At 73.7% G+C, this 19,478-nt stretch carries 20 protein-coding genes and 1 riboswitch; of the genes, 11 read left to right on the top strand and 9 right to left on the bottom strand.

Annotated elements, in window-relative coordinates:
* The first annotated feature begins 140 nt into the window (after positions 1-140).
* Positions 141-371 (top strand): DUF3311 domain-containing protein, encoded by a 231-nt coding sequence (locus RVR_RS24425; protein ID WP_202239088.1) that lies wholly within the window; start codon positions 141-143, stop codon positions 369-371.
* On the top strand, positions 368-2,008 hold the full coding sequence (gene mctP / locus RVR_RS24420) for a monocarboxylate uptake permease MctP (protein WP_202236065.1): 1,641 nt from the start codon (positions 368-370) through the stop codon (positions 2,006-2,008). The genes RVR_RS24425 and mctP overlap by 4 nt, the downstream gene beginning before the upstream one ends.
* A gap of 48 nt (positions 2,009-2,056) precedes the next feature.
* On the opposite strand, the gene RVR_RS24415 is transcribed toward mctP, so the two are convergent.
* A complete protein-coding gene (locus RVR_RS24415; RefSeq protein ID WP_202236064.1) occupies positions 2,057-3,022 on the bottom strand; it encodes a GlxA family transcriptional regulator in 966 nt (321 codons plus the stop codon).
* Positions 3,023-3,111: 89 nt separating this feature from the next.
* Here RVR_RS24415 and RVR_RS24410 point away from each other — a divergent pair, with 89 nt between their 5' ends.
* The 3 genes from RVR_RS24410 to RVR_RS24400 all read left to right on the top strand — a co-directional run bounded on the left by RVR_RS24410 (position 3,112) and on the right by RVR_RS24400 (position 7,400).
* Complete coding sequence (locus tag RVR_RS24410; protein ID WP_202236063.1) at positions 3,112-3,249, top strand: hypothetical protein; 138 nt, start codon at positions 3,112-3,114, stop codon at positions 3,247-3,249.
* A 170-nt stretch (positions 3,250-3,419) separates the two neighbouring features.
* Positions 3,420-3,570: riboswitch (cobalamin riboswitch) on the top strand.
* A gap of 168 nt (positions 3,571-3,738) precedes the next feature.
* Positions 3,739-6,327, top strand: coding sequence for a ribonucleoside-diphosphate reductase subunit alpha (locus tag RVR_RS24405; protein ID WP_430393174.1), 2,589 nt, complete (start codon positions 3,739-3,741; stop codon positions 6,325-6,327).
* A 116-nt stretch (positions 6,328-6,443) separates the two neighbouring features.
* On the top strand, positions 6,444-7,400 hold the full coding sequence (locus tag RVR_RS24400; RefSeq protein ID WP_237405395.1) for a ribonucleotide-diphosphate reductase subunit beta: 957 nt from the start codon (positions 6,444-6,446) through the stop codon (positions 7,398-7,400).
* Between the two features lie 64 nt (positions 7,401-7,464).
* Here the strand turns inward: RVR_RS24400 and def are convergent, their stop codons facing one another.
* From def to RVR_RS24365, 7 genes are all read right to left on the bottom strand, one after another.
* A complete protein-coding gene (gene def / locus RVR_RS24395; protein ID WP_202236062.1) occupies positions 7,465-8,088 on the bottom strand; it encodes a peptide deformylase in 624 nt (207 codons plus the stop codon).
* A 201-nt stretch (positions 8,089-8,289) separates the two neighbouring features.
* The gene (locus tag RVR_RS24390; RefSeq protein ID WP_202236061.1) at positions 8,290-9,294 is read right to left on the bottom strand and encodes a tetratricopeptide repeat protein; all 1,005 of its coding nucleotides are present in this window, start codon (positions 9,292-9,294) and stop codon (positions 8,290-8,292) included.
* A 125-nt stretch (positions 9,295-9,419) separates the two neighbouring features.
* Positions 9,420-10,238, bottom strand: a complete 819-nt coding sequence (locus tag RVR_RS24385) for an HD-GYP domain-containing protein (protein WP_430393173.1) — start codon at positions 10,236-10,238, stop codon at positions 9,420-9,422.
* 194 nt (positions 10,239-10,432) lie between these two features.
* On the bottom strand, positions 10,433-10,753 hold the full coding sequence (gene rsrA / locus RVR_RS24380) for a mycothiol system anti-sigma-R factor (RefSeq protein ID WP_202236060.1): 321 nt from the start codon (positions 10,751-10,753) through the stop codon (positions 10,433-10,435).
* A complete protein-coding gene (locus RVR_RS24375) occupies positions 10,750-11,445 on the bottom strand; it encodes a sigma-70 family RNA polymerase sigma factor (RefSeq protein WP_202239071.1) in 696 nt (231 codons plus the stop codon). Before RVR_RS24375 ends, rsrA begins: the two co-directional genes overlap by 4 nt.
* Before the next feature lie 354 nt (positions 11,446-11,799).
* Complete coding sequence (locus tag RVR_RS24370; RefSeq protein ID WP_202236059.1) at positions 11,800-12,459, bottom strand: alpha/beta hydrolase family protein; 660 nt, start codon at positions 12,457-12,459, stop codon at positions 11,800-11,802.
* Positions 12,460-12,639: 180 nt separating this feature from the next.
* Complete coding sequence (locus tag RVR_RS24365; RefSeq protein ID WP_202236058.1) at positions 12,640-13,455, bottom strand: SOS response-associated peptidase; 816 nt, start codon at positions 13,453-13,455, stop codon at positions 12,640-12,642.
* Positions 13,456-13,606: 151 nt separating this feature from the next.
* Between RVR_RS24365 and RVR_RS24360 the strand changes: the two genes are divergently transcribed.
* From RVR_RS24360 to RVR_RS24345, 4 genes are all read left to right on the top strand, one after another.
* A complete protein-coding gene (locus tag RVR_RS24360; protein ID WP_202236057.1) occupies positions 13,607-14,320 on the top strand; it encodes a M50 family metallopeptidase in 714 nt (237 codons plus the stop codon).
* 168 nt (positions 14,321-14,488) lie between these two features.
* Positions 14,489-15,847, top strand: a complete 1,359-nt coding sequence (gene aroA, locus RVR_RS24355) for a 3-phosphoshikimate 1-carboxyvinyltransferase (RefSeq protein ID WP_202236056.1) — start codon at positions 14,489-14,491, stop codon at positions 15,845-15,847.
* 8 nt (positions 15,848-15,855) lie between these two features.
* Positions 15,856-16,857 carry a ribosome small subunit-dependent GTPase A gene (gene rsgA / locus RVR_RS24350; protein ID WP_202236055.1) on the top strand — a complete coding sequence of 334 codons (1,002 nt, stop codon included), beginning with the start codon at positions 15,856-15,858 and terminating at the stop codon, positions 16,855-16,857.
* 156 nt (positions 16,858-17,013) lie between these two features.
* Entirely contained in the window at positions 17,014-17,337 is a 324-nt protein-coding gene (locus RVR_RS24345) for a DMT family transporter (RefSeq protein ID WP_202236051.1), read from the top strand.
* Between the two features lie 66 nt (positions 17,338-17,403).
* On the opposite strand, the gene RVR_RS24340 is transcribed toward RVR_RS24345, so the two are convergent.
* Positions 17,404-17,967 (bottom strand): TetR/AcrR family transcriptional regulator, encoded by a 564-nt coding sequence (locus RVR_RS24340; RefSeq protein ID WP_202236050.1) that lies wholly within the window; start codon positions 17,965-17,967, stop codon positions 17,404-17,406.
* Positions 17,968-18,148: 181 nt separating this feature from the next.
* Here RVR_RS24340 and hisN point away from each other — a divergent pair, with 181 nt between their 5' ends.
* Both hisN and RVR_RS24330 read left to right on the top strand, forming a co-directional pair.
* A complete protein-coding gene (gene hisN, locus RVR_RS24335) occupies positions 18,149-18,946 on the top strand; it encodes a histidinol-phosphatase (RefSeq protein WP_202236049.1) in 798 nt (265 codons plus the stop codon).
* A gap of 126 nt (positions 18,947-19,072) precedes the next feature.
* Positions 19,073-19,465, top strand: coding sequence for a CBS domain-containing protein (locus RVR_RS24330; protein WP_202236048.1), 393 nt, complete (start codon positions 19,073-19,075; stop codon positions 19,463-19,465).
* The last annotated feature ends 13 nt before the right edge of the window (positions 19,466-19,478 follow it).

Here is a 19,478-nt window from a genome sequence, read left to right as displayed (position 1 = left end):
TCGGCACAGGTAGTGACGCCTGTCACCTCCCTCCCATAGATTCCTGCGCACCGCAATGATCGCTCTAGGGGACGGGAGCACCAACTGTGCCGACTGCGCCGACACACGTACCACCACCGCGCCGGCCGGCGGACGGACCACTGCCGGTGGTCACGCCCGCGCGGGTGGTGGCCGGAATCTGCCTGCTCATTCCGCTCGTCAGCACCCTGTGGGTCAGCACCTACTCGCGGCTGACCCCGACCTTCATCGGGATGCCGTTCTTCTACTGGTACCAGCTCGCCTGGGTGCCGGTGTCGGCGGCGCTCACCTACACCGCGTACGTGCTGGTCCGGCGGGACGCGCGCAGCCGCAAGGGGGGTGCCGGCAAGTGAACGACCACGTCGACGGGGTGGCGCTCGGCGTCCTCGTCTTCTTCTTCCTCGCCGTCACGGTGATGGGCTTCCTGGCCGCCCGCTGGCGCCGCGCGGACAACGCGCTGCACCTGGACGAGTGGGGGTTGGGCGGCCGCAGCTTCGGCACCTGGGTGACCTGGTTCCTGCTGGGCGGCGACCTGTACACCGCGTACACCTTCGTGGCCGTGCCGGCCGCCATCTACACCGCCGGCGCGTCCGGCTTCTTCGCGGTGCCGTACACGATCATCGCCTACCCGCTGGTCTTCCTCTTCCTGCCGCGGCTGTGGTCGGTCTCGCGCCGCCACGGCTACGTGACCTCCTCGGACTTCATCCGCGGGCGGTTCGGCTCCAAGAGCCTGTCGGTGGCCGTCGCGCTCACCGGCATCCTGGCCACGATGCCGTACATCGCGCTCCAACTCGTCGGCATCCAGGCCGTGCTGGACGTGGTGGGGATCGGCGGCAGCGACTCGACGAACTGGTTCGTCAAGGACCTGCCGCTGCTGATCGCCTTCGGCGTGCTCGCCGCCTACACCTACTCCTCCGGGCTGCGCGCGCCCGCGCTGATCGCCTTCGTCAAGGACGCGCTGATCTACATCGTGATCGCGGTGGCGATCATCTACATCCCGTACAAGCTCGGCGGGTTCGACGACATCTTCCACAAGGCGAGCGCCGCCTACGCGGTGAAGAACCCCGCCACCGGCAAGCCGCGCGGGTCGCTCACCGTCGCCCCGCAGGCCCAGTGGGCCTACGCCACCCTCGCGTTGGGCTCCGCGATGGCCCTGTTCCTCTACCCGCACTCGGTGACCGCGGTGCTCTCCGGCAAGAGCCGGACGGTGATCCAGCGCAACACCGCGATCCTGCCGCTGTACTCCCTGATGCTGGGGCTGCTGGCGATGCTCGGCTTCATGGCGGTCGCCGACGGCGTCGGCAAGAACGTCAAGGGCTACAACCCCCAACTCGCCATCCCGCAGCTCTTCGAGAACATCTTCCCGAGCTGGTTCACCGGCGTCGCCTTCGCCGCGATCGCGATCGGCGCGCTGGTGCCCGCCGCGATCATGTCCATCGCCGCGGCCAACCTGTTCACCCGCAACATCTACAAGGACCTGATCCGCCCGAACGCCACCGCCGAGGAGGAGACCCGCGTCTCCAAGCTGGCCTCGCTGGTGGTGAAGGTCGGCGCCCTGGTCTTCGTGCTGTCGATGGACAAGACCGTGGCGATCAACTTCCAGTTGCTGGGCGGGATCTGGATCCTCCAGACGGTGCCCGCGATCGTCGGCGGCCTGTTCACCCGCTGGTTCCACCGCTGGGCGCTGCTGGCCGGCTGGGCGGTGGGCATGGCCTACGGCACCTGGAAGGCGTACGAGCAGTCCAGCCCCGCGCAGTCGCACTTCGGCGGCAACTCCGACACGATCCCGGGCATCGGGAGGATCGGGTACATCGGGCTCACCGCCTTCGTGCTCAACCTGGCCGTGGCCGTCGTGCTCACGCTGGTGCTGCGCGCGGTGAAGGCGCCCGCGGGCACCGACGAGACGGTCCTCGCGGACTACACCGCGGAGCCCGGCGAGCCGGGCGAACCCGAGCTGCCCCTGGCCCCGACGCCCGCTCCGTCCACGTAGGCGCCCCGCCTCCGGCCGGCGCGTGGCGGGTCCACCGCCGGCGGGAGGCTACGCCACGGGGCTGGGCGCGCGGAACGTCCGCCGGTACGCCTGCGGGGTGGTGCCGGTCCAGCGGACGAAGTGGTGCCGCAGGGTGGCCGCGTTGCCGAACCCGGCGCGCACCGCGACGGAGTCGACCGTGACGTCCGTCCCCTCCAGCAGTTCCCGGGCGAGCAGCACCCGCTGCCCGAGCAGCCAGCGGTAGGGCGTGGTCCCGGTCTCCTGCTGGAAGCGCCGGGCGAAGGTGCGGGGCGACATGTGGGCGCGCGCGGCCAGTTCCTCGACGGTCACCTCGCGGTCCAGGTGCCGCTCCATCCAGGAGAGCACCCCGGCGACGGTGTCGCTCTGCGCCCGGGGCAGCGGCCGGTCCACGTACTGCGCCTGGCCGCCCTCGCGGTGCGGGGGGACCACCATGCGCCGGGCGATGCCGTTGGCGACCGCGCTGCCCTGCTCCTTGCGGACGAGGTGCAGGCAGGCGTCGATCCCCGCCGCGGTGCCGGCCGAGGTGACCACGCCCCGGTCGTCGACGTAGAGCACGTCGGCCTCGACCCTGGCCTGCGGGTGGCGCCGCGCCAGCAGGTCGGCGTGCCGCCAGTGCGCCGCGCACCGCCGACCGTCCAGCAGCCCGGCCGCGCCCAGCGCGAACACCCCCGAGCACACGCTCACCACCGTCGCGCCGCGCTCGACCGCGCGGTTCAGCGCGTCCGTCATCGGCCGCGGGAAGTCGCGGTCGACGTACGCGTCGCCGGCCGGCACCGCGACCAGGTCCGCCTCCTCCAGCCGGTCCAGGTCCTGCGAGACCACCATCTCGAACCCGGCGTGCGTCCGCACCCGCGGGCCCTCCGCCGAGACCACCGCGAAGTCGTACCGCGGCAGTCCCTCGTCGCTGCGGTCCAGCCCGAAGACCTCGCAGACGACCCCGAGTTCGAAGGGGTGCACGCCGTCCAGGATCACCGTCGCCACGTTCTCCAGCATGGTGACCACCCTGCCACTTGGCAGGATGTTTCGGTAGTACGGCAGCACTGCCACTGTTCGGCGGTAAGCGGCGTGGCGACCATGGACCCATGACCGTTCTCCTCGACATCGCCGCCCTCCTCGCCCTCGTCCTCGCCCTCACCTTCGTCCCCGTCCTCGGGCTCCGCCACGAGGCGAAGATCACCCGGGAGCTGAAGGAGGCGGACCGCGAGCGCGCCCGACTCTGAGCCCGCGCCGGAGCCGGCCGCCCGCACGCCGCCGGCCGGCCACCCGCCCGGCCCGGCCCGGCCCGGCCACCCGCCCGGCCCGGCCCGGCGGCCCGGCCCGGCGGCCCGGAACGCTCTACCCCACACCGCCTGCAACCCTCACCAAAACTGACAGCACGACACAACATGTGGTGTCGTCTTCGACAGACGGCACCACATGTATGCTCAACCTCGTTGCCGCAGGGGAAGCCGGTGCGAATCCGGCGCTGCCCCGCAACGGTGAACGGACGCGCGTCCAGCGCGCCGTACAGCCCGATCGCCTGCCGGCCGCCACGTCCGCGCGCACTCGCGCGCGGGGGTGCCTCCCGAGCCTGCCCGGCTCGACGGGAGGGACCGTCCGGGCCTCGTGGACTGGGCCGACGGACGCACGGCGGCGTGCCGTAGAACGCCCCGCCCTGCCTCCCGTCGCCCTCCGCGCGGCCGCCGCCGCGTACGAGGGAGAGCTCCACCGTGACCACCGCGCCCACCGCACCCGCGCCGACCGCCGACACCTCCCCGGCGGCCCCCGCCGCTGCCGCCGGCCGGCCCCCGGCGCCGGAACCCGCGCCTCCCGGCCGGGCCCCGGTGCCGGAGCCCGCGGACAGCGCAGGCGCCGAACTGCTGCGCACCCTGGTCGCGTTGACCGCCGACCTGCCCGACGCCGACCCCGGCCGGGTCACCGCCGCCGCGCTGCGCGGCCGCAGCGCCGGCGCCGGGCGGGCCGAACTGCGCACCCTCGCCACCGACGCGGCCGCCGGGCTGATCTCCGAGGACCCGGCGTACTCCCGGCTCGCCGCCCGCCTGCTGAGCGCGGCCGTCACCGAGGAGGCCGCCGGCCAGGGCGCGGTCCGCTTCACCGAGTCCGTCGCGGTCGGCCACCGCGAGGGCCTGATCGGCGACCGCACCGCCGCCTTCGCGGCCGCCCACGCCGACCGGCTGGACGCGCTGGTGGAACAGGCGCTCGCCGACGGCGCCGACGACCGCTTCGGCTACTTCGGCCTGCGCACGCTGCACAGCCGCTACCTGCTGCGCCACCCGATCACCCGCCAGGTGATCGAGACCCCGCAGCACTTCATGCTCCGGGTCGCCTGCGGCCTCGCCGACGACGACGGCACCGCCGCCGGCGGCCCGGCCGCGGCCGGCGACCGCGTGGTGGAGGAGGTCGCCGAGCTGTACCGGCTGATGAGCGCGCTGGAGTACCTGCCCAGTTCGCCCACCCTCTTCAACTCCGGCACCCGCCACCCGCAGATGTCCTCCTGCTACCTGCTGGACTCCCCGCGGGACCAGTTGGACTCCATCTACGACCGCTACCACCAGGTGGCCCGCCTGTCGAAGCACGCCGGCGGCATCGGCATCCCCTACTCCCGGGTGCGGGCCCGCGGTTCGCTGATCCGCGGCACCAACGGGCACTCCAACGGCATCGTGCCGTTCCTGAAGACCCTCGACGCCTCGGTGGCCGCGGTGAACCAGGGCGGCCGCCGCAAGGGCGCCGCCGCGGTCTACCTGGAGACCTGGCACGCCGACATCGAGGAGTTCCTCGAACTGCGGGACAACACCGGCGAGGACGCCCGCCGCACCCACAACCTGAACCTCGCGCACTGGGTGCCGGACGAGTTCATGCGCCGGGTCGACGCCGACGCGCAGTGGTCGCTCTTCTCCCCCGCCGACGTCCCCGAGCTGGTCGACCTGTGGGGCGACGACTTCGACGCCGCCTACCGCCGCGCGGAAGCGGCCGGCCTGGCCCGCCGCACCATCGCGGCGCGCGAGCTGTACGGCCGGATGATGCGCACCCTCGCGCAGACCGGCAACGGCTGGATGACCTTCAAGGACGCCGCCAACCGCACCGCGAACCAGACCGCCCGCCCGGGCAGGACCGTGCACTCCTCCAACCTGTGCACCGAGATCCTGGAGGTCTCCGACGACTCCGAGACGGCGGTGTGCAACCTGGGGTCGGTGAACCTGGGCGCGTTCGTGACCGCCCCGCGGGAGCGGGAGGACGGCGACGCCGCACACGGCGGCCTCGACCGCGCGATCGACTGGGAGCGGCTGGACCGCACCGTGCGCACCGCGGTCACCTTCCTCGACCGGGTGGTCGACGTCAACTACTACCCGACCGAGCAGGCCGGCCGGTCCAACTCCCGCTGGCGGCCGGTGGGCCTGGGGGTCATGGGCCTGCAGGACGTCTTCTTCCGGCTGGGGCTCCCGTTCGGCTCCGAGGCCGCCCGCACCCTGTCCACGAGGATCGCCGAGCGGATCATGCTGGCCGCGTACGAGGCGTCCTGCGACCTCGCCGAGCGCGGCGGCCCGCTGCCGGCGTGGGACCAGACCCGTACCTCCGACGGCGTGCTGCACCCCGACCACTTCGGCGCCACCCCGCACTGGCCGGACCGCTGGGCCGCGCTGCGCGCCCGGATCGCCGCCACCGGCCTGCGCAACTCGCTGCTGCTCGCGATCGCGCCGACCGCGACGATCGCCTCCATCGCCGGCGTCTACGAGTGCATCGAGCCGCAGGTGTCGAACCTCTTCAAGCGCGAGACGCTCTCCGGGGAGTTCCTCCAGGTCAACTCCTACCTGGTGGCCGACCTCAAGCGGCTGGGCCTGTGGGACGCGCGGACCCGCGAGGCGCTGCGGGAGTCCAACGGCTCGGTGCAGGGCCTGGAGTGGATTCCGGAGCAGGTGCGCGAGCTGTACCGCACCGCGTGGGAGCTGCCCCAGCGCGCCCTGATCGACCTGGCCGCCGACCGCACTCCCTACCTCGACCAGAGCCAGTCGCTGAACCTGTTCCTGGAGACGCCGACGATCGGCAAGCTCAGCTCGATGTACGCGTACGCGTGGAAGCGCGGCCTGAAGACCACGTACTACCTGCGGTCGCGGCCGGCGACCCGGATCGCGCGCGCGGCGTCCACGGCCGCGTCCTCGGCCGCGTCCCCCGCGGCGGCGGCCGGGACCGCCGCGCGCACCCCCGGGGCGCCCGCCCCGGCCGCAGTCCCGGCGACCGCCGACGCCGACGCGATCGCCTGCTCCCTGGAGAACCCCGAGTCCTGCGAGGCATGCCAGTAATGACCACCCACACCGCCGCGAGCACCGAGAGCACCGCGACCACCGAGCGCACCGCGACCGCCGAGAGCACCGTGAAGAACCTGCTCGACCCGGGCTTCGAACTGACCCTGCGCCCGATGCGCTACCCCGACTTCTACGAGCGCTACCGCGACGCCATCAAGAACACCTGGACCGTCGAGGAGGTGGACCTCCACTCCGACGTCGCCGACCTCGCCAAGCTGTCCCCGGCCGAACAGCACCTGATCGGGCGGCTGGTGGCCTTCTTCGCCACCGGCGACTCCATCGTGGCCAACAACCTGGTGCTCACCCTCTACAAGCACATCAACTCCCCCGAGGCGCGGCTGTACCTGTCCCGCCAGCTCTTCGAGGAGGCCGTCCACGTCCAGTTCTACCTGACCCTGCTGGACACCTACCTGCCCGACCCGGACGACCGGGCCGCCGCGTTCGCCGCCGTCGAGAACATCCCCTCCATCCGCGAGAAGGCGCAGTTCTGCTTCCGCTGGATGGACTCCGTGGAGACCGTCGACCGGCTCGCGGACCGCGACGACCGGCGCCGTTTCCTGCTCAACCTGATCTGCTTCGCCGCCTGCATCGAGGGGCTGTTCTTCTACGGCGCCTTCGCCTACGTCTACTGGTTCCGCTCGCGCGGCCTGCTGCACGGCCTGGCCACCGGCACCAACTGGGTGTTCCGCGACGAGACCATGCACATGTCGTTCGCGTTCGACGTCGTGGACACCGTGCGCAAGGAGGAGCCCGAGCTGTTCGACGCCGAACTGCGCGACCAGGTCACCGACATGATGCGCGAGGCGGTCGAGGCGGAGCTGCTGTTCGCGCACGACCTGTGCGGTGACGGCCTGCCCGGCATGAACACCTCGTCCATGCGCGCGTACCTCCAGTGCGTCGCCGACCAGCGCCTGGCCCGCCTCGGCTTCCCCCCGGTCTACGGCTCGGAGAACCCGTTCTCCTTCATGGAGCTCCAGGGCGTCCAGGAACTGACCAACTTCTTCGAGCGCCGCCCCTCCGCCTACCAGGTGGCCGTGGAGGGCACCGTCACCCTGGACGAGGACTTCTGACCCGGTACCCGCCCGGCCCGACGCGGCCCCGGCCGGCGGTCTCCCCGCCGGCCGGGCCCCGCCGTCAGTCGTTGGGGACGGTCTCGAAGCGCGGGGTGGCCTCGGCCATCTGGCGCATGACGTCCTTGCGGTCGCGCTTGGAGAGGCGGTCGATGTAGAGGCGGCCGTAGAGGTGGTCCGTCTCGTGCTGGAGGCACCGCGCGAAGTACCCGGTGCCCTGGACGACGACCGGGTTGCCCTGGAGGTCCTGGCCGCGGACCACCGCGTAGTCGGGGCGGGCGAGTTCCATGTAGGCGCCGGGCACCGACAGGCAGCCCTCGTTCGAGTCGTCCAGCCGCCGCCGGTCCGCGGGGAGTTCGACCGCCACGGGGTTGCAGACGGCTCCGACGTGGCGGACGTCGTCGTCATCGGCGCAGTCGTAGACGAAGACCTTCAGGTCGACGCCGATCTGGTTGGCGGCGAGGCCGACCCCCTCGGCGGCGCGCTGCGAGGCGAACATGTCGTCCACGAGGGCGAGCAGGCTCTCGTCGAAGGCGGTGACGTCCTTGCACTCGCGGTGCAGCACCGGGTTGCCCACCACCGTGATCGGACGCGCGGTGCCGCGCTCGCGGTGCTCCGACTCGCGCTCCGCCGCGCCGGTCACGTCGTCGACGAAGTCGAGTTGCTGCTCGGTGTGCTGCTGGGACATCTCCGCCGTACGCCTTCCCGGAACCCGAATCTGATCCTTCCCAGGGTACGGGACGGCGCAAGGCCGCACGGCCGGCACCGGAAAGCCCGCGGCGCCCCGGTGCGGGCGGCCGCGGGGAGTGCGGCGTACCGGGCACGGAGGCCGTGCGACGGCCGTCGCCGGGGCCGCCACGGCCGCCTCACGGACGGCCGGCGCGACGGCTCAGCAGACCTCTTCGAGGTCCCGCCAGTCCCGGGTGTCCGGACTGTCGGCCACCCAACTGTCGAGCAGTCCCTGCACCAGCCCGGCCGGCGCGGCGATGCCGCACTCGCGCTCGGCGGTCCAGCCCGGCTCCTCCCCGGCGTGGCTGATGTGGCTGAGGTGGCCCGGATGGCCGGGCTCGCCGTGGTCGTGGGGGTCGCGGGTGGCGGAGGAGCCGTCGTCGGTGGGCATCCGGCTCTCCGAGCAGGTGCGGCACAGCAGCCGGACCGAGGACGACCAGTCCTCGGCGGCGTAACCGGCCTCGGCGGCCAGCCGCTCCAGGGCGTCGCGGTCCGCCTGGGTGCCTGCTTCGAGCAGCACCAGCCAGGTCGGCACGGGCGACGGCGCCCACAGCTCGATCTCGTCGAAGACCGGGTAGACCGACGACCCGGAGCCGCGCTCGGTGGCCCGCTCGCCGTGCGGCACCCCGTCGTGGAGCACCACCTCGCCCCAGCGGCGCCCGGAGGACGGCAGCGGGATCGACAGCACCTCGATGCGGGCCGGGTCCAGGCGCCGGCCCCAGACCACCTCGGCCTCGCCCTCCGGCGACAGCCGCACCGCCGCGCTGCCCAGCGGCAGCCGCACCGACTCCTCGCCGGTGCGCTCCGCGGTGCCGGCCGGCATCCGCAGCCCGTACGCCTGCCAGGCGCGGCGGGCCAGCGGCCAGTCCTGGAGCGCGGTGGCGGCGATGCCGAGGTTCCACCAGTCCGGGGCGCCGACCGGGCGGTCCAGCAGCGCGACGGCGCGCAGCCCGGCGATCCGGGCCTGGGCCCAGTCGTGCCGGAACTTGTGCAGCAGCGCCAGGTTGTACCAGGACTCGGAGAGCCAGGGCTCCAGATCGGCGGCGCGGGTCAGCAGCGCGCCGGCGTCCTCGTAGCGACCGTCGTCGATCAGCGTGAACGCCCGGTCGGTGGCCTGGCGCCACGTGGGCGACGGCCGGTGCCGCACTCTTCCGAAGATCTTCAACGTCGTTTCCCGCCTGCCCGCTCAGCCGGTCGGCCGGATGCGGCCGGTACCACCCTGTACGACACCAACCTTGCACATTCTGGCCGTTGTCTCAGCCCGAGCCCGCTGCTCGCGGAACGCGGGCCTCACCCGACTCCCTTGCCCTTCGCACCGGCATCCAACCATGCCCAGGTCGGAGGGCGTGCGGGCACCCTGGCCAGGAGGGGTCCCTCGACCGCCGCGGTCGCCCCGCACAGCGCCGGAACCGGCCGGGCCGGTGCGCCGGCTCCGGGCCGCGCGCCGGCTCCGGGCCGCGCGCCGGCTCCGGTCGGCGCCTGCGCCGCCAGTGCCCCCGCCAGTGCCTCCACCATCACCGGATCGAACTGGGTGCCCGCGCAGCGCCGCAGCTCGGCCATCGCGTGCGCGTCCGGCCGGGCCGGGCGGTAGGCGCGGGTCGAGGTCATGGCGTCGAACGCGTCGGCCACCGCCACGATCCGGGCCGCCTCCGGAATCCGGCCGCCCGTCAGGCCGTACGGGTACCCCGTGCCGTCGATCCGCTCGTGGTGGTGCAGGACCGCCGCGCGGGCCTCCGCGAGCACGGGGACGCCGCGCAGCACGGCGTCCCCGTCGACCGGGTGGAGTTGGACCACACCACGCTCCTCGTCGGTGAGCGGGCCGTTCTTGCGCAGCAGGCCGGTGGGCACCGCGAGCTTGCCGATGTCGTGCAGGGTGCCGCCGAGCCGGACCGCCTCCACCCGGGCCGCGGGCGCGCCCAGTTCACGGGCGATGCGCGCGGCCAGCGCGCCCACCCGCTCGCTGTGCGCCCGGGTGTAGGGGTCCTTGAGTTCCAGGGCCAGCATCAGTGCCTGCACGGTCGCCTGCTGCGCCTCCTGCCGGACCCGGCGGGCACAGGCGGAACCCCAGCAGACCGTGTGCGGCTGCGAGCGGCGGTGCGCGGGTGACACGGCGACGGCCTCCTGTCCGTACGAGATGTACGAGACTCAGGAGGATAGGGCCGCGGCGGGCGGCTCTGCGGAGTTTGCGGCGATTACGCCGGAAGGAGGCACCATCACTCACTCGTGGGAGTGGGATGCGGCGAATTCGCTTGACGGCTTCCTGGCGGGCGGCGTGTACCGCCCGGCCAGCCGCCTCCGCGGTGTCAGGCCGACGGCGCCTCGGTCGTGGTGATCTCGGCGCTGAGCGTCCCGTGTTCCGACACGTCCTCGCCGCGCCGGACCAGCTCGATCCGCATCATCACCTTGGAGCGCAGGTCGCTGGGGACGTCGTCGGAACCGCAGCAGCGCTTCACCAGCTTCTTGACCGCGACTTCCAGGCCGTACTTCTCCAGGCAGGGATGGCACTCGTCGAAGTGCTCCCTGAACTTGGCGCAGGCGTCGTCGGACATCTCCTCGTCGAGGTACTCGTAGAGGTGGTCGAGCACCTCGGAGCAGTCCGTCTCATGTGCGTTTCCGCAGCTCATGAATCCGCGCCCTTCTCACGTGCCACGCCCGCGGGGACGAGTCCGCGGTCCCGGGCGTAGTCCTCCAGCAGTTCGCGAAGCTGCCGGCGCCCGCGGTGCAGCCGCGACATCACGGTACCGATGGGAGTTCCCATGATGTCCGCGATCTCCTTGTAGGCAAAGCCCTCGACATCAGCGAGGTACACCGCGATGCGGAACTCCTCGGGGATGGTCTGGAGCGCGGTCTTCACGTCGGAGTCCGGCAGGTGGTCCAGTGCCTGGGACTCGGCGGAGCGCAGGCCGGTCGACATGTGCGACTCGGCGCGCGCGAGCTGCCAGTCCTCGATCTCCTCGGAGCCGCTGCGCAGCGGCTCGCGCTGCTTCTTGCGGTAGGAGTTGATGAAGCTGTTGGTGAGGATGCGGTACAGCCACGCCTTGAGGTTGGTGCCCTCGCGGAACTGGTGGAACGACGCGTACGCCTTCGCGTACGTCTCCTGCACCAGGTCCTCCGCGTCGGCCGGGTTGCGGGTCATCCGCAGCGCCGCCGAGTACATCTGGTCGAGGAACTCCAGCGCGTCCCGCTCGAAACGCCGGCTGCGCTGCGCCTCGGTCTCCTGTGCCGCCCCCGTGGCCGTAGACACGGGGGGTTCGCCCGAACCGGACGCACCCGCGGTGCCCGCCGTGCTGTCGTCGGTGCCGGTGACCGGACCCACCTCCTCGATAACGCCGGCGCGCCCAGATGTGGACCCGCCCGCTTGGGAGGATATTGCACGGCTGGTGGACGTGCTGGTCGCGCCCTTGCCCCGGGCCTGCTCGGGCCACCGGGTCCAGTCCAGGTACGGCGCGGCAGGCGTCTGACCAGCACCGAGGGGCGCGATGCGCGCGCTCACCTGTGCGGCGGCCCCGTCGCGTGACCGGCATGCGGCTGAAACCATGCGGCTGCCTCTCTCACCCTCTGCGGTGCCGCGGGCGCGGCCCTGTCGACACGCACAACAGCGCGCGCGCTGTCGTCATTCCCGGGAAGGAGAACCACCCCCGGGCGGCCTACCGCGCCGGTTGCAGACGTCTCACGCCGGGGCGGCGAATCCCAGCCCGGTGAGCCATTCGGCGACCGCCCCGGTCAGCCGGGCGAGTGCCTCCTCCTGGGTGAGCGGTGCCCGCTTGGGCACCGCGAAGGCGTGGTCGCCGTGCGGCACCTCCACCGGCCGGCGCTCCGCCGGGAACTCCCCGGGCCGCCCGAACGCGTCGGCGCCGCCCTGCACCCCGAGCAGCGGCAGCACGTCGGCGGCGCCGGCCAGCTCGTCGTAGCGGGACTTCTCCGGCTTGCCCGGCGGGTGCAGCGGGAACGCCAGCGCGAGGACGGCGGCGGCGCCCAGTTCCCGCGCGGTGCGGCAGGCCACCCGGGCGCCCGCGCTGCGCCCGCCGGCCACCACCGGCAGCCCGGGGGCGGCCAGCCGCGGCCACAGGGCGCTCCAGCCGCTGTCCAGGGTCCTGGGCGCCGGCGCGATCTTCTTCCCGGCGACCCGCCAGGGCTGCTCGACCAGTGCGACGGTCACCTCGCGCCCGGGCAGCGCCGCCGCAAGCGCCACCAGGTCGCGGGCGGTGACGCCGCCGCCGGCGCCGTGGCCGAGGGCGAGCACGCAGCGCGCCCGGCCCTCCGGCCGGTGCCAGGTGATCCGGGCCGGGCCCGCGGGGGTCTCGACGAGTTCGACGTCAGGGGTGTGCACCCGGCCAAGCCTGCCAGAGCGGCCCCGGCCGGAGCCGGGACGACCCGGCGGGGACCGCCCCTGCGGCGGACCGTCTCGGCCGAGGACCCGGGACGGCTGACGATCCGGGACGGCCGCCGCGTCCGGGACGGACAGCGCATCAAGGGCGGCCGGCGCATCAAGGCCGGCCCGCCCCGGCGGTCAGAAGAGCGTCTCCTCCTCCGGCGCCGCCAGCTCCACCACCAGTTCCGGCCCGTTGTTCCGCACGCTGCTGACCGCGGTGCCGACCGGGTGGGCCCGCAGCAGCCCCGGCGGCGGGGCGGCGAGCAGGCCCCGCAGCACCTCCGGGTCCGAAGTGCGCGGGTCCAGCCAGACGTCCCAGCGGTCGCGCGTCATCATCAGCGGCATCCGCGGGTGGATGGCGGCCAGCGACCGCGGGCCGGTGCCGTCGTACCCGGCCAGGTCGGTGTCCTCCGCCTCCGTGGTGAGCACCGTGCAGGTGGCCCACCAGGCGCGCGGGTGGCCCTCGGGCAGCGTGGCGTCGCGCCAGAACTCGTAGAGTCCGGCCATCGCGAAGACCGAGCCGTCGGCCAGGGTGACGAAGTACGGCTGCTTGCGGGAGCGCTTCTTGCGGCCCTCCTCCTCCAGCCGCCGCTCCTCGACGCCGGTCACCCACTCGTAGTACCCGTCGGCCGGGATCAGGCAGCGGCGCGCGGCCAGCGCGCGGCGGAAGGACGGCTTCTCGGCGGCGGTCTCGGCGCGGGCGTTGATCATCCGCACCCCGACGTCGGGGCTCTTCGCCCAGGACGGCACCAGGCCCCAGCGCAGCGGCCGGAGCTGCCGCACCGGTTCCGGGGAACCGGAGTCCCGCACAGGACGGTCGAGTATGACGGAGACGTCCTTGGTCGGAGCGACGTTCCAGTCGGGCGCGAGGCTCTCGGCGGGGTCCCATCGCCGGACCTCGAAGAGGTCGACGAGGTCCTCGGGTTTCCGGCTCGCCGCATATCGACCGCACATGACTGCCACACTGCCACGACCACGGGCCCGGCCGACAGCCCGGCCGCACCACAGGACCGGACGTGTTCGGGCCGCCAACCCGGCCCGGCCGCACGGCCGTTGCCGGACGACCCGCCGGGGCCGCGGCCGACCCGAGAGGAATGAGCACCGCATGAACGTCGCGAGCATCACCGAGATGTGGGACCGGCTGACCGGGACGCAGCCCGCGCCCTCGCACTGGCTGGTGGGGGCCACGGCGCTGGTCGCGCTCGCCGCCGTGGTGCTGCGCGGTGTGTGGCACGTCACCCGCAACGCCGTGACGATCGCGCACGAGGGCGGCCACGGCCTGGTCGCCCTGCTGACCGGCCGCCGGCTCCAGGGCATACGGCTGCACTCCGACACCTCGGGCCTGACCGTCTCCAGGGGCCGGCCGCACGGCCCGGGCATGGTGTTCACCGCCGCGGCCGGGTACACCGCGCCCCCGCTGCTGGGCCTGGCCGGGGCGGGACTGCTGACCGCCGGGCACATCACCGCGCTGCTGTGGGGGGCGACCGCGCTGCTCCTGGTGATGCTGGTCATGATCCGCAACGCGTACGGGGTGCTGACCGTCGTGGTCACCGGCGCCCTGTTCCTGCTCGTGTCGTGGATCACCCGCGCACAGGTGCAGGCCGCCTTCGCGTATCTGGTGGTGTGGTTCCTGCTGCTGGGCGGGGTCCGACCGGTAGCGGAGCTCCAGGGCTCCCGGCGCAGGGACCGCAGCGGGGCGTCCGACGCGGACCAGCTTGCGCGGCTGACCGGCACCCCGGCGGCGCTGTGGCTGCTGCTGTTCTACGTCGTCGCGCTGTGCTCCCTGTTCGCGGGCGGCAGGTGGCTGCTGGTCCGCTGAGCCGCGCGGCCGGGAGGGGACATCGGAACGGCGGAACGGCCGGAGGACCGGAGGACCGGACGCCGTCGCCGATGCGGGCCCGGGAGGGTAGCCGCCCCCTGTTTCCGGCGGGTTTCGCCGTATTCGCCGACCCGTCTCCTCCCACCCGAGCCACTAGGCTTGCTGCCCATGACCGACAGCACCGCGCAGACCCGACCGTGGCCGGCACCGACCGCGCCCGGCGCCGTGGACGCGACCGTCCTCGTGCCGGGTTCGAAGTCCGTGACCAACCGCGCCCTGGTGCTCGCCGCGCTGTCCGCGGAACCCGGATGGCTGCGCCGACCGCTGCGCAGCCGCGACACCGTGCTCATGGCGGACGCGCTGCGGGCGATGGGCGTCCAGATTGACGAAACGGTCAACCCCGGCGGCGGCGAGGCATGGCGGATCATCCCGGCGGGGCTGCACGGCCCGGCCACGGTGGACGTCGGCAACGCCGGCACCGTGATGCGCTTCCTGCCGCCGGTGGCCTCGCTCGCCGACGGCCCGGTCCGCTTCCAGGGCGACGCGCGGTCGTACGAGCGCCCGCTGCACGGCGTGATCGACGCCCTGCGCGCGCTCGGCGCCCGGGTGGAGGACGAGGGCCGCGGCTCGCTGCCGATGACCGTGCACGGCGCGGGGTCGCTGTCCGGCGGCGCGGTGGACGTCGACGCGTCGTCCTCGTCGCAGTTCGTCAGCGCCCTGCTGCTGTCGGGGCCGCGCTTCAACAAGGGCCTGGAACTGCGGCACACCGGCGACAGCCTGCCGTCGGTACCGCACATCCGGATGACCGTCGACATGCTGCGCAAGGCCGGGGCCAAGGTGGACGCCCCGGAGGACGGCGGCAGCGCGGGGGTCTGGCGGGTCGCGGCGGGCGCGCTGCTCGGCCGGGACCTGACCGTGGAGCCCGACCTGTCGAACGCGGCGCCGTTCCTGGCCGCGGCCCTGGTCACCGGCGGCCGGGTCACCGTGCCGGCCTGGCCGCGCGTGACCGCGCAGCCCGGCGACGCGCTGCGCGAGATCTTCACCCGGATGGGCGGCTCCTGCGAGCTGACCGACCACGGTCTGACCTTCGCCGGCAGCGGCCGGCTGCGCCCGCTCGTCATGGACCTGGGCGACGTGGGCGAGCTGACCCCGGTGATCGCCGCGGTCGCCGCCCTCGCCGACGGCGAGTCGAAGCTGACCGGCATCGCCCACCTGCGGCTGCACGAGACGGACCGGCTGGCCGCACTGGCCGCCGAGCTGAACGGCCTGGGCGGCGACGTCCGCGAGACCGGGGACGGCCTGGTGATCCGCCCGCGCCCGCTGCACGGCGGGGTGTTCCACACCTACGACGACCACCGGCTCGCCACGGCCGCCGCGGTGATCGGGCTGGCCGTGCCCGGCGTCCGGGTGGAGAACATCGCGACGACCGCCAAGACGCTGCCGGACTTCGCCGACCTGTGGACGGGCATGCTGGCCCGCCCGGGCGCGCTGCCCGGGTCCGCCGGCGCCGGGCACGGACGGGGCTGACGGCCGCCATGCGCCGCTACGGCAAGAACCCCGACGAGGACGACATCCGGGTCCGCCCGAACAGCCGGGGCACCCGCCCGCGCACCTCGATCCGCCCCAAGCACGAGGACGCCGCCGAGGGCATGGTGCTGACCGTGGACCGCGGCCGGCTCACCGTGCTGGTCGAGGACCGCGAGGTCACGGCGATGAAGGCGCGCGAACTGGGCCGCAAGTCCGCGGTGGTCGGCGACCGGGTGGCCGTGGTCGGCGACCTGTCGGGCGCCAAGGACACCCTGGCCCGGATCGTCCGGGTGGAGAAGCGCACCTCGGTGCTGCGCCGCACCGCCGACGACACCGACCCGTACGAGCGGGTCGTGGTCGCCAACGCCGACCAGCTCGCCATCGTCACCGCGCTCGCCGACCCCGAGCCGCGCCCGCGGATGATCGACCGCTGCCTGGTCGCCGCCTACGACGCGGGGCTCACCCCGCTGCTGGTGCTCACCAAGTCCGACCTTGCGCCGGCCGGTCCGCTGCTGGAGACGTACGGCGCGCTCGACGCGCCCTACGTCGTCACCAGCCGGGACGACTTCCTGGCCGGCGGGGTGGACCAGGTCCGGGAGCGGCTGGCCGGCCACGTCACCGCGCTGGTCGGCCACAGCGGGGTCGGCAAGACCACGCTGGTCAACGCGCTGGTCGAACGGCAGCGGACCACCGGCGTGGTCAACGCCGTCACCGGCCGCGGCCGGCACACCACCACCTCGGCGCTCGCACTGCCGCTGCCGGACGACTCCGGATGGGTGATCGACACCCCCGGGGTGCGGTCCTTCGGCCTGGCGCACATCGATCCGTCGCGGGTGGTCCAGGCGTTCCCCGACCTGGTGCCGGGCACCGAGGACTGCCCGCGCGCCTGCTCGCACGACGAGCCGGACTGCGCGCTGGACGCGTGGGTGGCGGCGGGCCACGCCGAGCCCGCCCGGCTGGACTCGCTGCGCCGGCTGCTGGCGACGCGCGAGCGGCACGAGGGCGACTGACGGTGTGAAGCCTGCCCGCGGCGCGCAGGCGGCGACGGTACCCCCGTCGGTTCCCCGGCCCGTCTGTGTGATGATCGGCTGCGAACACACGCGTGCGACGCACAGCGGAACGCGGAACGACGGATACGGATACGGATACGGATACGGAGGCACGCGATGCCCTGGCTTCTCGTGGTGGTCGCGGGGCTCTTCGAGACGGGGTTCGCGGTGTGCCTGAAGCTGTCGCACGGCTTCACCAGGCTGTGGCCGACGGTGGCCTTCTGCCTGTTCGCGCTCGGCTCGTTCGGCCTGCTGACCCTCTCGCTGAAGCGCCTCGACGTCGGCCCGGCGTACGCCGTCTGGACCGGCATCGGGGCGGCCGGCACCGCGATCTACGGCATGGCCTTCCTCGGCGACCTGGTCTCCGCCCTCAAGCTGGTGTCGATCTCGCTGGTGATCCTCGGTGTGATCGGGCTCCAGATCTCCGGTTCGTCGCACTGACCGCGGCCGGCCGGACACGGCCGGGGCGTCTCCGGCGCCCACCCCGACGGCCCTCCTGACGTCCCGTCAGCGGTGGCGCCGGGCCAGCAGGCTGCGCCCTGCCCGCGCGATCCGCGCGCACGCCTCGTCGTCGCTCGGGGCGGGCACGAGGACGTAGGAGACGGTCAGCCGGATCGCGGTGTCACAGGCCCAGGCGACATCCTCGGCGGGCAGCCGGGGGAAGGCACCGGCCAGGCTGGCGGCGGTGCGGGCGCGCAGCGCGCCGGCGAGGTCGGGCAGCGGGGTCAGCCAGGGGCGTGGGGCGCCGTCGCCGGCGAGCGCGGCGCGGACCAGCGGGCTGCGGCGGGCGCGGTCCAGCGTCCAGCCGGCCGCGGCGGCGAACCGGTCGCCCGCGTCGCCGCCGTCCCGTCCGGCCCGGGCGAGCGCCTCGTCGACGCCGGCGAGGTAGCCGTCGGCCTCCCGCCGGACCAGCGCGCGGGCCAGCCCCTCCTTGCTGCGGAACTCGTTGTAGAGGGTCTGCCGGGAGACCCCCGCGGCGGCGGCCACCTCGACCATCCGGACCTCGCTCCACGCCCGCCCGGCCAGCGCGGTGGACGCCGCTTCGAGGAGCGCTTCGCGCACGGTGGGCATCGTGGCCTCCCCAGTACCGCAGGCGTCGTGGACATCGGGCGTCGGGCGTCGGGCGTGCCGAAAGAATCGACGCGCGCGGACGCTCTGTCAAGGCTCCGCGACGGACGGTGGGCCCCGGCGGCGCGGGGCGCCGGAACGGACGCGATGGCCGCGGACCTGGCCGAATCGATAGGTTCGGCACATGCCCGATTACAACGACGACCTGCGGCTGGCCCACGTGCTCGCCGACGCCGCCGACGCCGCCACGATGGAGCGGTTCAAGGCGATCGACCTCAAGGTGGAGACCAAGCCCGACCTGACCCCGGTGACCGAGGCGGACAAGGCCGCGGAGGAGCTGATCCGCGGCCAACTGGCCCGTGCCAGGCCGCGCGACGCGGTGCTCGGCGAGGAGTACGGCAGCGAGGGCGGCGGCGCCCGGCGGTGGATCGTCGACCCGATCGACGGCACCAAGAACTACGTGCGCGGCGTGCCGGTGTGGGCCACCCTGATCTCGCTCGCGGTGCGGGGCGAGGGCGGCGACGAGGTGGTGGTCGGCGTGGTGTCCGCACCCGCGCTCGGCCGCCGCTGGTGGGCCGCGAAGGGGGGCGGGGCCTACACCGGGCGCAGCCTGGCGTCGGCGACCAGGCTCCAGGTCTCGCGGGTCGGCCGGCTGGAGGACGCCTCGTTCGCGTACTCCTCGCTGCACGGCTGGGAGGAGGCGGGCCGGTTGGAGGGCTTCCTGCGCCTGACCCGGACCTGCTGGCGCACCCGCGGATACGGCGACTTCTGGCCGTACATGATGGTCGCCGAGGGATCGGTGGACATCTGCGCGGAGCCGGAGCTGAGCGTCTGGGACATGGCGGCGAACGACGTGATCGTGCGGGAGGCGGGTGGCCGGTTCACCTCGCTGGAGGGCGTGTCGGGGCCGTTCGGCGCCGACGCGGCGGCGTCCAACGGCCTGTTGCACGAGGAGCTTCTGGGATATCTGGGGCGCGCCTGACCCTTGCCCGGCGGGGGCGGGGCATGTGAACATGAGAACACCCTCGCTTGTGAATATGTGAAGCCTTTCACGCGCGGCCCCGCGGGGTTCACGCGTGCGGCTCCACTCCCCCTGGAGGTGCCTCCCATGCTGGTCCGCGACGCGATGAGCACGGTGGTGCTGACCATCGGCCCCGCCCACACCCTCCGCCAGGCCGCCCGGCTGATGTCCGCCCGCCGGGTCGGCGCGGCCATCGTCCTCGACCCCGACACCTGCGGGCTCGGCATCCTCACCGAGCGCGACGTCCTCGACGCGGTCGGCGCCGGCCTCGACCCCGACTGCGAGCACGCCCACGACCACACCACCACCGACGTCGTCTTCGCCGCGCCGGCGTGGACCCTGGAGGAGGCCGCCACCGCCATGGTGCGCGGCGGCTTCCGGCACCTGATCGTGCTGGACGGGCGCGACCCGGTGGGCGTGGTCTCCGTCCGCGACATCATCCGCCTGTGGGCGCCGGCCCGGACCGCGGTGCCGGCGTAGGCCCCCGGCTCCG

Origin of the sequence: Streptomyces sp. SN-593 (assembly GCF_016756395.1) — a bacterium.
Taxonomy (GTDB): Bacteria; Actinomycetota; Actinomycetes; order Streptomycetales; family Streptomycetaceae; genus Actinacidiphila; species Actinacidiphila reveromycinica.
This window is presented reverse-complemented; position numbering and strand designations above follow the sequence as displayed.